Raw genomic sequence first — 15,344 nt, forward strand, 5'->3', positions numbered from 1 at the left:
CTCAGTCTCCCTGTTGACCTTTTTCAGGTTCGGTTTTGATGAGAACAGAGGCAGCGCGCCCCTTGCTCCCCTCGATCGCGGAAAGCGCCGGCCTCAGCTTCTGGCCGGTTCCTTCCAGCAGTTTCTCCGCCGCATCGGCGCTGTCGGCGCCGGCGGCGAGCAGAATGGCGGTCTTGACCGCGCCGCCGCTCTTCTCGAGCAGGCGCGCCGCTTCGTCCCTGCCGCGCCCGCTGACGGCGGCGACGATGCGAGCCGCGCGGTCGCGCAGCTTGATGTTGTCGGCCATCAGGTTGACCATGTAGCCGTCATGCACATGGCCGAGATGGACGGCGGTCAGCGTCGACAGCATGTTGAGCGCGATCTTCTGGGCGGTGCCGGCGCCCATGCGCGTCGAGCCGGCAATCAGTTCCGGCGGCGTTTCGAGCAGGATGGCGGTTTCGGCCTGCCGCAGCAGGGCCGAGTCCCGGTTGTTGGCGATGCCGATGGTGGCGGCCCCGCGACGGGCGGCTTCCTCGATGGCCCGGACCGCATAGGGCGTCGTGCCGCTGGCCGAAATGGCGATCAGGCAATCGCCCTTGCCGATGCCAGCATTGATGACGGCTGCTGCCGCCTCCTCGGTGTCGTCCTCTGGACCGCCGGCCAATGTCCGGAAGGCTTCGTCGCCGCCGGCGATCAGGATGGCGATGCGGTCGCGGTGAATGCCGAAGGTGCCCGGAAGCTCAAGCGCATCGGCCAGCGCCATCAGGCCTGAACTGCCGGCCGCGGCATAGGCAAGCTTGCCGCCGCTGCTCAACCTGCCGGCGATGATCTCGGCCGCCCTGGCAATGGAGGGAATGGCGTGGCGCACGACTTTTGCAGCCTCGATCTGCGCGTCGGCCAAAGAAGAAAGGATGGCGTCCGGGGCCTGGATATCCAGCCCCTCGGCATTTTGGTGAAGCGCTTCGGTGCGCGTTTCGGCCATCCCGGTTCCTCCAATGCGGAAACAATACCAAAAAAATACCACTTGTCCACATGCATTAACGAATTCGCTGGTCGGAAATCACTGAGCCGGCGAAATGCCTAGAGTTTTCAATAAAATACGGCTTAATCTTTTTGAAACGGAAATTAACTCTTGGCTATTGGTATTTTATTGGTATTATCCGCCCGGAGGAGAAATCGCGTGAATTTCGTGCTCGGCATCGATGGCGGCGGCACCAGCTGCAGGGCCGCCTTGGCAACCGCGGATGGCGCCGTCATAGGCCGCGCCAAGAGCGGTGCCGCCAACATCCGCACCGATCTCACCGGCGCCCGGTCGAACATCGTCGAGGCGGCGAGGCAGGCGTTCGTCGCCGCCGGACAGGATCCGGAGCTGATCCCGCAGACACCGGCCATCCTCGGCCTTGCCGGCGCCAATGTCGGCACCTACCGGCAGCAACTCGAAGCGATCCTGCCGTTCAGCATCAGCCGTGTCGAGACCGACGCCGAGATTGCGCTGGAAGGGGCCGTCGGCGCCGGCGACGGCGCCATGGCGATCCTCGGCACCGGCACCGCCTATATGGCGCGCAAGAACGGCAAGTCGCGCGCCATCGGCGGCTGGGGCTTTCAGGTCGGCGACCAGGGCAGCGGCGCCCGCATCGGACGCGACCTGCTCGAACAGACGCTGCTTGCCTATGACGGCGTCCGCGAGGGCTCGCCGCTGACGCAGAGCATGCTGGCGGTCTTCCGCAACAATCCGCAGGATGTGGTCGAATTCACCACCAATGCCAAGCCCGGCGATTTCGGCGGCTTCGCGCCCAAGGTCTTCGAGCATGCCGAAAAGGGCGACAGCGTTGCCAACTGGATCCTGGACAGGGTGGTCGCCGATGTCGAAGCCGCGCTCGGCGCGCTCGACCTTGCGGACGACGCGCCGCTGTGCCTGCTCGGCGGCCTGGCGCCGCTTTACGCGTCGCGCCTTTCGGTCCGCTACCGGGCGCTGCTGAAGCCACCGCTCGACGATGCGCTGGGCGGCGCCGTGCAGATGGCGGCCCGGCTTTTCGCCGGGACAGTGGAGGCGGCTCGATGAACGATACCGCCGACCAGATCTTCGCCATGCTGAAACAGTCGTCGCAAAGCGGTGCGCCACTTTATCTGCAACTCAGGAAAAGCATCGAGGACGCCGTCAATCGCGGTCTGATCGGACCGGGCGACGCACTGCCCTCGGAGCGTGACATCGCCAGCAAGGCCGACATTTCGCGCGTCACCGTGCGCAAGGCGGTGCAGGACCTGGTCAAGGGCGGCATCCTGGTGCAACGCCATGGCTCCGGCACGTTCGTGGCGCCGCGCATGGAGCGCGTCGAGCAGTCGCTGTCGCGGCTGACCTCGTTTACCGAGGACATGGCGCGGCGCGGCATGGCGGTGCGTTCGGCCTGGCTCGACCGCGGCCTTTATGCGCCCTCGCCCGACGAGATGATGGTGCTCGGCCTGTCGTCGAACGAACTGGTGGCGCGGGTGGCGCGCCTGCGTATCGCCAACGACACGCCGCTGGCGATCGAACGCGCCTCGCTGTCGGCCAGCGTGCTGCCCGACCCGGCGGGAATAGGTTCCTCGCTCTATGCGGCGCTGGAATTGACCGGCAACCGGCCGGTGCGGGCGGTGCAGCGCATCTCCGCCGCCAACCTCGGCGACGGCGACGCGCGCCTGCTCGAGGTGCCGCCGGGCATTGCCGGCCTGCACATCGAACGCATCTCCTATCTGGCGAGCGGCAAGGTGATCGAATTCACCCGTTCCATCTACAGAGGCGACGCCTATGATTTCGTCGCCGAACTGCGGCTGACAGGGCCGAGCGAAGAGGGCCGACCATGACCACAGAGCCGACAATGCCGAATGAGCCGACCATGTCGGCTGGGATGACACATATGCGGCGCGAGATCGAAGAGATTCCGCTGGCCGTCGCCCGCCTGCTCGATGGTTCCGGCGCCGTGCTGACCGAAGCCGGGCGCGGCATCCGCGAACGCGACCCGCAATTTGTCGTCACCGTAGCGCGCGGTTCGTCCGACCATGCCGCGACCTTCATGAAATATGCCGTCGAGCTGACCGCGGGCCTTGCCGTCGCATCGGTGGGCCCGTCGATCGCGTCGATCTATGGAGCCGAGCTCAGGCTCGGCGGTTCGGCCTGCCTGGCGATTTCGCAGTCGGGCAAGAGCCCCGACATCGTCGCCATGGCCGAGACGGCGCGGGCCGGTGGCGCACTGACCATCGCCATCACCAACACCGCCGATTCGCCGCTGGCGCGTGCCTCGGACTATGCCATCGATATCCTGGCCGGACCGGAGCGCAGCGTCGCGGCGACCAAGACCTTCATCAATTCCGCCGTCGCCGGTCTTGGCCTGATGGCTCATGCCACTGGAGACGAGGCGCTGCTGGCGGCGCTCTTCCAATTGCCTGAGCATTTCCGCAAGGCGATCGCCTGCGACTGGATGACGGTGCTGTCCGAAACGATCGAAAAGCAGAAGTCGCTGTTCATCCTCGGCCGCGGCCCGTCGGCAGCGATGGCCAACGAGGCGGCGCTGAAATTCAAGGAGACCTGCGGCATGCATGCCGAGGCCTATAGTGCGGCCGAAGTCATGCATGGCCCGCTGGCGCTGATCGGCCCGGACTTTCCGGTACTGGCGCTGGCCGCGCGTGACGCATCCGAGCCGTCCGTGGCCGAAGCCGCCGACAGCCTGGCGGCCAAGGGTGCGCCGGTGTTCGTCACCTCCGCACTTGCCCAGCGTGCCGTGCGCCTGCCGCATGTCGCCACCGGCCATCCGCTAACCGATCCGCTGACGCTGATCGTCTCTTTCTACATGTTCGTCGAGGCGTTTGCCCGCCATCGCGGCCTCGATCCGGACACGCCGCGCAATCTTCGCAAGGTGACGGAGACCGTATGAGCGACCGTTTTGCCCTGACTGGCGCCCGCATTTTCGACGGCGACGACTGGCACGACGGCGCAGCACTCGTCGTGCGCGACGGCCTCGTCGAGGCCATCCTGCCCGCCGGCGCCATTGCCTCCGACATCCGCGTCGTCGAGACCGGCGGCGGCATGCTGGCGCCCGGCTTCGTCGACCTGCAGGTCAATGGCGGCGGCGGCGTCATGCTCAACGACCACCCCGATGTCGCCTCGCTCGAAACCATCTGCCGGGCGCATGCGCCCTTCGGCACGACCGCGCTCTTGGTGACGCTGATCACCGATACGCCCGCCATCACCGCTGCCGCTATCGCCGCCGGCGAAGCTGCGGCGCTGCGCAGGCTGCCGGGTTTCCTCGGCCTGCATCTCGAAGGCCCGCATCTGTCGATCGCCCGCAAGGGCGCGCATGATCCGGCGCTGATCCGGCCGATGCTGGACGCCGACCAGGTGAAGCTGATCGCGGCGCGGCAAAAACTGCCGGTTCTTTTGACCACCATCGCACCGGAATCCGTCGAACCGGCACGGGTCTCGGCGCTGACCAGGGCCGGCGTCATCGTCAGCCTCGGCCATTCCGACACCGGCTACGCCACGGCCAGCACCTTTGCCGCGGCCGGCGCCTCGATGGTCACGCATCTGTTCAACGCGATGAGCCAGATCGGCAACCGCGAGCCCGGGCTGGCTGGCGCCGCCATCGATATCGGCTCGCTGTCGGCCGGCCTCATCGCCGACGGCATCCATGTCGATCCCGCCACCATCAAGATCGCGCTGCGCGCCAAGCAGGGACCGGCCAAAATCGTGCTGGTCACCGACGCCATGGCGCCGATCGGCACCGACATGACCTCGTTCACGCTCAACGGCCGCACCATCTACCGCAGGGATGGCAGCCTGCGGCTTGCCGACGGGACGCTTGCGGGTGCCGATCTCGACATGATCTCGGCCGTTCGGTTCATCCACCGCGTCGTCGGGGTCGAGCTTTCCGAAGCCTTGCGCATGGCCTCGCTCTATCCCGCGCAAGCGATCGGCCAGTCGCACCGGCTCGGGCGCTTCGCCAACGGCACGGCAGCCGATATCGTTGCGCTGTCGGACGATCTCGACATCAGAGGCGTCTGGATCGGCGGCGACAAGGTTTTTGCAGGCTCCAACAGCGCTGGGTGATATCAGGCCATGCATGACATCGATTGCGTCATTGCAGGAGCAGGTGTCGTCGGGCTCGCTATCGCCAGGGCGCTCGCCCTGTCGGGCCGCGAGGCGCTGGTGGTCGAGCAGGCCGGCGCGATCGGCACCGGCACAAGTTCGCGCAATTCGGAAGTCATCCATGCCGGGCTCTACTATGCGCCGGGCAGCCTGAAAGCCCGGCTCTGCGTCGAAGGCCGCCAGCGGCTCTATGCCTATTGCCGCGAGCACAATGTTGCCCATGCGCGCACCGGCAAGCTGATCGTCGCCGTCGAACCGGGCCAGTTGGACAGGCTGGACGCGATCAGGGCCAACGCGCAGAGTTGCGGCGTTGGCGATCTCGAAATCTTGACGCAGGCACAAGCCGAGAGCCTCGAACCCGCGCTGGAATGCGCCGGCGCGTTGCTGTCGCCATCGACCGGCATCGTCGACAGCCAAGCACTGATGCTGTCGCTGCGCGGCGATGCCGAGGCCGCCGGTGCATCCTTCGCATTGCTCACGTCCGTTACCGGAGCGGCGATCGAAGCCGATGGTATCCGGGTCGACACGCGCGATGCCGAGGGCGAGGGCTTCGCCCTGAAGGCTGGCGCCTTCGTCAACGCCGCGGGCCTCGATGCGCAGGCTCTCGCCGGCCGTATCGAAGGTTTTCCGCAACACCTTGTTCCGCAGCGATGGCTGGCGCGCGGCAATTATTTTTCACTCTCGGGCCGGTCACCCTTCTCGCGGCTGATCTATCCGGTGCCGGTCAATGGCGGCCTCGGCGTCCATCTCACCCTCGATCTGGGCGGCAGCGCGCGCTTCGGCCCGGATGTCGAATGGATCGACAGCGTGGACTACACGGTCGACCCTGCTCGTGGTGCGGCCTTCTACGGCGAGATCAGGCGCTATTGGCCCGATCTTGCCGACGGCGCGTTGCAGCCGGCTTATGCCGGCGTCCGGCCAAAACTGTCCGGCCCGGGCCAGCCGGCGGCCGACTTTATGATCCAGGGTCCGGCCGACCATGGCGCCGGGCCGATCGTCAATCTGTTCGGCATCGAGAGCCCCGGCCTGACGGCAAGCCTGGCAATCGCCGAGCATGTCGTCGAGCTGCTGTACCCCGGCTGACGAGCTGCCTGCGCACGTCCAGCCTTACGATGTGTAGAGACCCCTGTAGGTATCGCGCAGCAGGTTCTTCTGCACCTTGCCCATGGTGTTGCGCGGCAATTGGTCGACGAAGATCACCTGCTTCGGGTGCTTGTATTTTGCGACGCGTTCAGCGATGGCGCCGAGAATTTCGGCGCCGGTGATGTTCGATGCCGGCGACCGCACGACGACAGCGGTGACGCCTTCGCCGAAATCCGGATGGGCGACGCCGATGACGGCGCTTTCACTCACCCCGTCAAGCGCGTCGATCTCGCTTTCGAGCTCTTTCGGATAGATGTTGTAGCCGCCGGAAATGATCAGATCCTTGCCGCGGCCGACGATGTGGACGTAGCCGTCGGCGTCGACAATGCCGAGATCACCGGTGATGAAGAAGCCGTCGGCGCGGAATTCCGCCTTGGTCTTTTCCGGCATGCGCCAATAGCCGCCGAAGACGTTCGGTCCCTTGACCTCGATCATGCCGACCTCGCCCTGAGCGAGCGGCCTGCCAGTTTCGGGATCGGCGATGCGAAGCGCTACACCCGGCAGGGGGAAGCCGACCGTGCCGGCGCGCCGCTCGCCGTCATAGGGGTTCGAGGTGTTCATGTTGGTTTCGGTCATGCCGTAGCGTTCGAGGATCGCGTGGCCGGTGCGCGCGCGCCAGGCCTTGTGCGTCTCGGCCAGCAGCGGCGCCGAACCGGAAATGAACAGGCGGATGGTCTTTGCCGCCTGCCGGTCCAGCCCGTCCTGCTGCAGCAGGCGCACGTAGAAGGTCGGCACGCCCATCAGGGCCGTGGCGCGCGGCAGCAGCGAGACGATGCGGGCCGGGTCGAATTTCTGCTCGAACAGCATCGAGGCGCCGGCCATCAGGACGACATTGGTGGCGACGAACAGGCCATGGGTATGGAAGATCGGCAGGGCGTGGATCAACACGTCGTCGGCCGTGAAATGCCAGTGGTCGACCAGCACCCGCGCGTTCGAAGCAAGGTTCTCGTGGCTAAGCATGGCGCCTTTCGAGCGGCCGGTCGTTCCCGAGGTGTAGAGGATCGCCGCGAGATCGTCCTTGGCCCGCACCACGTCGTGGAAGTCAGCCGGCAGCCGTGAGGCCTGATCCGTCAGCGATCCCTCGCCATTGCGGCCGAGCGTGACGGTGACGCCGCCCGATTTTTCCGCCAGTGCGCCGATGTCGGCCGCCCTGGCCGGATCGCAGACGACCAGGCGTGGTGCTGCGTCGCCGAAGAAGTACTCCAGCTCGGCCAGTGTGTAGGCGGTGTTGAGTGGCAGGAAGACGGCGCCGGCACGCAGGCAGGCGAGATAGAGCAGGACAGCTTCGGGACTCTTCTCGACCTGCACGGCGACGCGATCGCCGGGCTCGACATCCAACTGCAAGAGCGCATGCGCGAGCTGCGCCGACCGCGCCAGCATATCGCCATAGGTCAGCGAGCGCCCATCATCGGTTTCCATCAACAAGCGATCGGGCGCCGGCATCCGGGAACGGAACTCGTCGAACAGATGGTTGCTCATGAAGTCTTCCCGGGGATAGTAGAGACGGCGGCGCCGGGCATGCTTTTCGAGCGGCATGCATGGGCGGCGAAGAGTTCGCGGTTCTTGGCCGCGCCGTCAAGACCCGCGGACAGGTGTCTGCCCGTGGCGCCTATGGGCTGCAGGGATGGCTGCAAAAGACTGCCGGAGCCGACGCTATCGCCGGGCGCGTGCCGCCTTGCCGGCGACCGACTTCAGAGGCTCACTTTGCCTGATGCGTTCCATGCACATGGCAGCGGTCAGCTGGTAGTGATTGATCAGTGCTTCGACGGCGCCGTCGGCATTGCCGTCCAGCGCACATTCGGCGATCCGGCGATGCTCGCCGAAATCGTCGCGCTGGGCGCTTTCGCTGTCACTCGCCATTTGCCGGTAGCGGTAGGCGTGATCGGAAAGCTGCTCGCAGAATCCCACCAGGCATTGCGACCGGCAGGCCGAAATCAGGACCCGATGAAACACGCGGTGCAACTTCTCCCAATCCGGATTGAGCGACGAGAGATCCTGTGGCGAAAGACGTGATGCACGCCCCAGGCGATGCAGCGCCAGTACGAGTTGTTCTTCCCATTCGGCGGTGCGGTGGGCGATCGATTCGCGAAGCGCCCGCTCCTCAAGCCAGCAACGGGTGCGCGTCAGCTCTTCGAGCTCCGCCGCGCTGACCGGCATAATGAAGAAGCCGCGCTGGTCGTGCCTGCCGAGAAGTCCTTCCGAGGCGAGGCGATTGAGAGCCTCGCGGACAGGGGAAGCGCCGGCTCCATATTTGGAAACCACCCATTCGACCCGCAGCTTGCTCTCGGCTTCAAGAACTCCACCGAGAAGGTCATCCCGCAATTGGTGATAGACCGTGCTGGCAAGCGTGCTCTTGGGCCCTGCGCCGTCGTCGTTCAGATTGGCAGCTCCGTATGTCAAAGCGACTCCTTGTCCCCAAATTATGTTTGGGCAATTCGAGTCCGAAGCATCCCCCTTCGTACACGTACCATATCGCGTCTGGCCTCGGAGGCTCAAGCAGAAGATCACGCTATTGTACTTAAGCACGAAGAAATATACGGCATTTTGCCGATCAGCGATGCAAAGTCGCGTATTTCTACAACCTTCGGAAACTTAACGTGTTTTGTATGCACGCAGGATCATCTGTTCTTGTGAGCACGCGCGATCGGCTTTTCTGCCGCGCGCAAAAGACGGACCGAATCAGGCGTCTCGTCCAGGCTCGATGCTTCGCGAATCAGATTCTGACGGACCCTGCCGGGCATGAGAGCCGTTGGCGGCCAATTGGACTTGAAGACAGGATTGGCGTCGTGGATCAGCCGGCTGCCTTGTCGGCTGCCGTCCTGATCGCCTGGATGTTTTGCCGGTAGGCGTCGACGCTGCCGCCCTTGAAGATCGCGGCGCCTGCCACCAACACGTCGGCGCCGGCGGCAGTGACCAGAGGCGCGGTTTCGGCTGACACACCGCCGTCGATCTCGATGCGGATCGGCCGGCTGCCGATCAGCGCCTTGACCCGCTTCACCTTGTCGACGATCGCCGGAATGAAAGCCTGGCCGCCGAAGCCCGGATTAACGGTCATGATCAGGATCAGATCGAGCCGGTCGAGCACATATTCGACCGCACTTTCCGGTGTTGCCGGATTGAGCGACACGCCGGCCTTCTTGCCAAGGTTCCTGATGGTCTGCAGCGAGCGGTCGAGATGCGGCCCTGCCTCGGCATGCACCGTCATGCCGTCGCAGCCAGCGTCGGCGAAGGCGGCCAGATAGGGGTCGGCCGGCGCGATCATCAGATGGCAGTCGAAGAAGGCCTTGGTGCGGTTGCGGATCGCCTTGATCACCGAAGGGCCGAAGGTGATGTTGGGGACGAAATGTCCGTCCATGACATCAAGGTGAATCCAGTCGGCGCCGGCAGCCACCACCGCTTCGACTTCATCGCCGAGCCTGGAAAAATCCGATGCCAGCACCGAGGGTGCAATCAAGGTTTTTTTGCTCATGGGCGCGGCCTTTCCGAGCGCCCTTCTCATTCGGCCACTCTATCGACTGCCTAATGCGCCGCAGGTGACTTGTCGAGTGCGCAGGCGGCTGGCTGCACAGGCTACGTCCCGCCCATGTCGGCTGCCCCTTGCCCGTCCAAACAAAAACCCGCCGGATTGCTCCGGCGGGTCAGACTGCTGACAAACCCCGTCTATTTTAGGCGGGGTTTTGTTTTATGCGACTGAACGGGTTAGCGATTTCGTTGTCAGGACAATTTGACAGGAGGTTGCAGGACGGGGACCCGTGGTTCGCTGGCCTCAGGCGATGCCTGGTTTTGGCTTTGGCCACAGGCAAAGGGCGATTTTCTTGATGTTCTGGGCGGCGGCTGCAATCAGGCACTGGCAGGCGACGCGAACGTGACTTCGGAAGCGGGCGTAGCGGTGGCCATGCAGTTGCTTGGCGTCCGCGAAGGAGCGCTCGACGGTCTCCTTGCGGCGGCGGTAGATAAGCTTGCCCCAGCCGGTGAGGCGATTGGCGTCGATGCGCTCTCGCGCATCTTGCCAGACATGGCGGGTGATGGTGCGTGTCGCGGCGGCGTTGGTCGTGCAGGAGGCCAGCAGCGGGCAGGTTTGGCAAATGGCCGGGTCGCTCTTGTATTGGCGGTAGCCGTTGCGATCGGTGGTGGCGTAGCTGAGAAGCTGGCCCTGTGGGCAGCGATAGCCATCCAGATCCGGCTCATAAGCGAAGGCGGTTTTCCTCATCATGCCGGGCTTGGGTGGTGTTGGATTGCGATAGCCGGTGACGCCGAGGATGTCGCGGTCCTCCAATCCCTTGGCGATGCCAGCGGTTGCGTATCCCGCATCGAGCCCAACCGCCCCCACTTGGAAGCCGAAGCGTTGGCGCTGTCGGTCGAGGCGTGAGAGATAGACGATCGAGTCATGCACGTTGGCCGGCGTGGCATGGGTGTCGGTGATGATGGCATGGGCGGCGTCCACCGTGCGGTGGTCGAGATAGAAGAAGCCCTTCGGCTTGCCGTCGCGCACCATGTAGCCGCTGTCGGGGTCGGTACGCGACACCTTGGTCTGCTTCTCGGCGGGCTGGCGTTCCTTCTCCTTCAACGGCTTCTTGCCATGTTGGACCCGGTCCTCCTCGATCGCGGCGTCCAGCGCTTCCCAGTAGTCGGCGCGCGACTTGGCCACCACCGCAAGGTCGAAGCGGTTCTTGTTGGCGCTGGCCTTCAGATGCGTACTGTCGGTGTAGAGCACTGTGCCGTCGACAAGCCCATGCCGGATCGCCTGCTCGACGATCCTGTCGAAGATACCCTGCGCGATGGTCTCATCCTGATAGCGCCGGCGTCGGTTCTGCGACAGCGTCGAGGCGTCGAACACCTTGTCCGTCAGCTTCAGCCGCAGGAACCAGCGATAGGCGACGTTGACCTCGATCTCGCGCACCAACTGGCGTTCCGAGCGAACCCCAAACAGGTAGCCGATGAACAGCGCCTTGAACATCAAGGTCGGGTCGAGCGGCGGCCGGCCATTGTCGGCGCAGTACAGCGGCGCGGTCAGATCGTGGATGAACGAAAAGTCGATCGCGCGCTCGATCTTGCGCAACAGATGATCAGCCGGAACAAGCTGATCCAACGTTACCATCTCAAGCGCGGTCTGTTCGGGGGCGGGTCGCTTCAACATGACCCAGTGAATCAAAAACCCCCAGCAAAAGCCAGGGGTTTGTCAGCAGTCTGAGCCGCCGGATTGCTCCGGCGGGTTTATGGCTTGTGTCGCGCTGGCGGTTACGGCTTCAAGTTCTGGATGTTTCCAGCCGGATCGCCCTGCTGTTGCTGGTCGCTTTGCGTCTTGCCCCGCGGAAGCAGCTGCTGCAGGACATTCGGGTTCAGCAGGCCTGGCTCCAGTTGGCCACGGATCGGCCTGCAGTTCGGATAGCGCCCAATCGTGCCTTCCGGGCAGTGCCGCCTGATGATCGGCTGGCACTGGCCATTGATCATCTGCGAGCCCGGTGCGCACTCCTCCACCTGCGGCCTGGACCTGCGGCATGCGCCGTCGATCACCTCGGTCCCGCGCGGACAGACACACTCGCCGCGCTTGTTATGGACCTGGCCGCGAATGTCGCACTGCTCCACCGGCGGCTGTTTGCGCCGGCAGGCATTGCCTTGCACCTCGGTACCCCTCGGGCAGACACAATTGCCGTTGGCGTCGTGGACCTGGCCACGGATGGTGCATTGCTCGGGCTGCGGCCGGATCGGTCGGCAGGCATTGCCCCGGACTTCCGTACCTTTCGGGCAGACACAGTCGCCATCGGCATTGTGGACCTCGCCACGGACGGTGCACTGCTCGGGCTGCGGCCGGATCGGTCGGCAGGCATTGCCCCGGACTTCCGTACCTTTCGGGCAGACACAGTCGCCATCGGCATTGTGGACCTCGCCACGGACGGTGCACTGCTCGGGCTGCGGCCGGATCGGGCGGCAGGCATTGCCCCGGACTTCCGTACCCTTCGGGCAGACGCAATCGCCGTCCGAATTGTGGACCTGACCGCGGATCGTGCACTGCTCAGGCTTGTCGGTCTTGACGCACTTCCCGTTTTGAAGCCCGGTTCCGCGTGGGCAGACGCAACGTCCGTCCTGGGTGCGGATCTGGCCTTCGAGCAGCACGCAGGGCCGCGGCTTTGGCTCGACGATGACGCCACCGTCGGGCGAGCACTGGCCGTTGCGGAAGGTGGTGCCTTGCGCGCAGACACACCTGCCGGCGTCGTTCTTGACGAAACCTGGCGAGCACTCGTTCTTCACCTCATGTGTGATGGTGAAGGGATGGCACGCATAGGCCTTGCCACGATCGCCCTGGACATTGGCCTGGTCGCCGGGGAGCATGTCGCCGCCTTGCACCCGGGTGTCGGGAGACAGGACGCCGACGCAGTTCTGGCCGCTGACATTGCCCTGCAGATTGGCCAGGCGGCCGTCGTCGGGAATGACCACGGTGACTTGGTGCACCTGGCTCTCCCCTGCGCCGAGCGTCAGGTTGGCAATGCAGGACAGTGGCAAGGTCGCCGGTTCCGGCGAGCAGCCGAAAGGCGGATCGATCGAGGTGATCGCAACGCCGTCCAGCCTGCCGAGACCTTCGACGCCGATCGCATCACCGATGCGAACCGGACCGGAGAAGGGGCTCGTCCCATCGTTCGTGATGGTGATCTCGAACGAGCAGGGTTGGCCGAGCTTGCATTCGCGGTCGCCGGTCTTTTCGAGGCGGATGGTCGAAGAGCCGCCGCCCTTGGCGCAGGCCTGGCCGATCGGATAGACGATGTCGTCGCCGGGCGCCGGACCATACGAGCCCCGCGCGCAGTTTTCGAACTCGCCGTTCGCCGAAACCGTCACGTCGAAGTGGCGGCTGGTTCCAGGTGTCATGACGGCACCAGGAATCTGGCACGACAGCGCATTGGCCGGAACCGGCCCGCACGCCCATTCCGCGCCGTCGGGGGTGACGGTCTGGATCTGGACGGGCGCGCCGCCCGCCACCAGCGTGGCGGCGTCGTTGACCCGCACCGGACCGGTGGGGGCACCGGTGCCGGCATTGACGACGGTGATGCGGCAAGAGACGACCGCCGCACCGGCCAGCGAGCCATTGCACACCTTGGTGATGCGCAAGGCGGGCTTGCCGCCATTGGGGTGACGAATGCGTTCCTTGGCGCAGGCCTTGTTGTTGGTGAGATCGGTTTCACCAGGGATGGCCTTCACCTCGGCGCAGTTCTCCACCGTATCGGACTGATAGCCGGCCGGCATGACCGCCTTAACGAAGATCGGTGTCGAGGCGCCCGGTGCGAGCGATATGCCCGCATTGTCGCAGCGGAACTGGCCGGGGCCGGTCGGGCCGCATGTCCATGGTGGGGTCGGACCGAAGGTCGAGGAGGCAGGCGCGCCGCCTGGATAGCTGTCGATCACCGTCAGCGGTCCATTGTAGGTGAAGGTGCCGTTGTTGATGATATCGATCACGAAGGTGCAGATGCCGTCGGCCGTGCAGACCTCGGTGCGGGCACGCTTCTTCAGGATCAGGTCGACCTTCTTTTCGACCGGTGGCTGGCATTCGCGATCACGATCGCCACGCCGGCAGATCGGGATCGAGGCACAGCCGCGATCGTTCGACTGGCTGCCGAACAGCGGCTTGCCGCTGGCCGCATAATTGTAGGTGGCGCAGTTGCGCAGCACGCTGCCTTGCCAGCCTCCGGCCGGCTTGAAGCCGAGCTTGAGGTCGACGAAGGCTCCCGGATTGAGCGTGGTCACCGGATAGGTGCACGTCATGGGGGTCGTGCCGGGTACGCAGACCCAAGGCGGATTTGGCCCCGAATCGAGCGTCGAGCCGGCCGGCAGCGTCACCTCGTCGAGCACGATCTTGCCGTGATAGGCACCGGTGCCGACATTGGTCACCCTGATGGTGAAGTCGCAGCCGCCGCCCATCGTGCAACGCTGGACTTCGGCACGCTTTTCAACCTTGAGGTCCGGTTCCTTATCCTTGGGCGGGCATCTCTGGTCGCGCGGGATGACGATGTCGATGGTCTGCGTGCAGCACAGGCCCCAGCCTTCCTCCGGGCCGGCATAGGTTTCGATGCCGGTGACGATGAGGTGGATGACATCGCCGGGTGACGCGCCAACGATCTTCCAGTTGAGCACGCCGCCGCCCGCCGGCACCAGCTGGGTGTCGGGGATGATGGTGATGCCGGGTGTCGTCGTCGACACCTGCACCCATTTGCCGCCCATCTCCGGGCCGACCGGCATGTGGTAGATGAAGGCGCCGCCACCGGGCACGCAATCAACCGTGCCGCGCTCCACCTTGAAGCATTCCTTGCCGGGAGGCGGCGGTGGCGGATTGCACTTGGTGACATCGATCTTGATCGAGGTCTTTTCGCCGGTCTTGATGTCGCCGTCGTCGGGCTTGCTCGGATCCTGCGACGGGATGATGATCCCCGTGCCGGCTTCCGGCGTCACCTTGATCATGCCCTGGTTGTCGACGATGGTCGGCGAAGGAAACGCCGCATGGTCGATCTTGGCCGTGATCTGGAAGGTGATGACGCGCTCGTTGGGAGCGCCGACGCCGTCGAGATCGGAGGCGGAAATCCGGAAATCGGAAACCGTCGCCGTGTCGTTGGGATTTGCCGATGTGCTGATCGTTGCACCCGGCAGTGGTCCGCCGGCCGCATCCGTGCCGTCGCCGGACACATTGACGTTGACGATCTCAAGGCCGTGCGGAAGCTGGTCCTTGAAGTCGAGCCGGGCCTTTTTCAGTCTGGCCGCGAAGCCAGGGTCGGCAAAACCCTGCGGGTCGCCGCGCAGGCCGAAGCTCAGGGAATAGACGACATAGTCGCAGCCTCTCTGGGTGCCCTTCTTGGTGAAGAAAGGCACGACCCGGCCCGGTTCCGGATTGATGACGCGCGGATTGTCGAGGTCGAGTCTGGGCTCCGTAATGACGGTGTAGACCTCTTCGGCGAAGCCTTGCACCGGGGTCAGGGTGGCGACCGCGATACCGGCCGCCATCAGCCAGCGCGCGCCGCGCCTGGCGAGTGACAGGGGTTTCATGATCGTCTCCAAGACGGTTGACTGCTTTGACTGGTTGCTCGTTGCGAGCGGGGAAAGTGCGAGATTTTTCATCTTCCCC

The 15,344-nt window shown here is 64.9% G+C and carries 11 protein-coding genes; 5 read left to right on the forward strand and 6 right to left on the reverse strand.

What is annotated here, in order from left to right:
• Position 1 precedes the first annotated feature (1 nt).
• Entirely contained in the window at positions 2–961 is a 960-nt protein-coding gene (locus CGZ66_RS09210) for an N-acetylmuramic acid 6-phosphate etherase (RefSeq protein ID WP_095083658.1), read from the reverse strand.
• Between the two features lie 198 nt (positions 962–1,159).
• Between CGZ66_RS09210 and CGZ66_RS09215 the strand changes: the two genes are divergently transcribed.
• Genes CGZ66_RS09215 through CGZ66_RS09235 form a run of 5 tightly spaced genes read left to right on the forward strand, consistent with a single transcriptional unit; the run spans position 1,160 to position 6,181 of the window.
• Positions 1,160–2,041, forward strand: coding sequence for a glucosamine kinase nucleotide-binding domain-containing protein (locus tag CGZ66_RS09215; RefSeq protein WP_095083660.1), 882 nt, complete (start codon positions 1,160–1,162; stop codon positions 2,039–2,041).
• On the forward strand, positions 2,038–2,820 hold the full coding sequence (locus CGZ66_RS09220) for a GntR family transcriptional regulator (RefSeq protein WP_095083662.1): 783 nt from the start codon (positions 2,038–2,040) through the stop codon (positions 2,818–2,820). The genes CGZ66_RS09215 and CGZ66_RS09220 overlap by 4 nt, the downstream gene beginning before the upstream one ends.
• Positions 2,821–2,852: 32 nt before the next feature.
• Positions 2,853–3,887 (forward strand): SIS domain-containing protein, encoded by a 1,035-nt coding sequence (locus tag CGZ66_RS09225; protein WP_167392082.1) that lies wholly within the window; start codon positions 2,853–2,855, stop codon positions 3,885–3,887.
• The gene (gene nagA, locus CGZ66_RS09230; protein WP_095083664.1) at positions 3,884–5,059 is read left to right on the forward strand and encodes an N-acetylglucosamine-6-phosphate deacetylase; all 1,176 of its coding nucleotides are present in this window, start codon (positions 3,884–3,886) and stop codon (positions 5,057–5,059) included. The genes CGZ66_RS09225 and nagA overlap by 4 nt, the downstream gene beginning before the upstream one ends.
• 9 nt (positions 5,060–5,068) lie before the next feature.
• Positions 5,069–6,181 carry an NAD(P)/FAD-dependent oxidoreductase gene (locus CGZ66_RS09235; RefSeq protein ID WP_095083666.1) on the forward strand — a complete coding sequence of 371 codons (1,113 nt, stop codon included), beginning with the start codon at positions 5,069–5,071 and terminating at the stop codon, positions 6,179–6,181.
• Between the two features lie 24 nt (positions 6,182–6,205).
• Here the strand turns inward: CGZ66_RS09235 and CGZ66_RS09240 are convergent, their stop codons facing one another.
• The 5 genes from CGZ66_RS09240 to CGZ66_RS09260 form a co-directional block, all read right to left on the reverse strand.
• The gene (locus CGZ66_RS09240; protein ID WP_095084353.1) at positions 6,206–7,720 is read right to left on the reverse strand and encodes a malonate--CoA ligase; all 1,515 of its coding nucleotides are present in this window, start codon (positions 7,718–7,720) and stop codon (positions 6,206–6,208) included.
• Between the two features lie 174 nt (positions 7,721–7,894).
• A complete protein-coding gene (locus tag CGZ66_RS09245) occupies positions 7,895–8,641 on the reverse strand; it encodes a GntR family transcriptional regulator (RefSeq protein ID WP_095083668.1) in 747 nt (248 codons plus the stop codon).
• Between the two features lie 391 nt (positions 8,642–9,032).
• Entirely contained in the window at positions 9,033–9,710 is a 678-nt protein-coding gene (gene rpe / locus CGZ66_RS09250) for a ribulose-phosphate 3-epimerase (protein WP_095083670.1), read from the reverse strand.
• A 297-nt stretch (positions 9,711–10,007) separates the two neighbouring features.
• Positions 10,008–11,378, reverse strand: coding sequence for an IS1182 family transposase (locus CGZ66_RS09255; protein WP_095081263.1), 1,371 nt, complete (start codon positions 11,376–11,378; stop codon positions 10,008–10,010).
• A 101-nt stretch (positions 11,379–11,479) separates the two neighbouring features.
• Entirely contained in the window at positions 11,480–15,337 is a 3,858-nt protein-coding gene (locus CGZ66_RS09260) for a DUF7929 domain-containing protein (protein WP_095083673.1), read from the reverse strand.
• Positions 15,338–15,344: the final 7 nt, after the last annotated feature.

Source organism: Mesorhizobium sophorae, from assembly GCF_002270415.1.
In the GTDB taxonomy this organism is placed as follows: Bacteria; Pseudomonadota; Alphaproteobacteria; order Rhizobiales; family Rhizobiaceae; genus Mesorhizobium; species Mesorhizobium sophorae.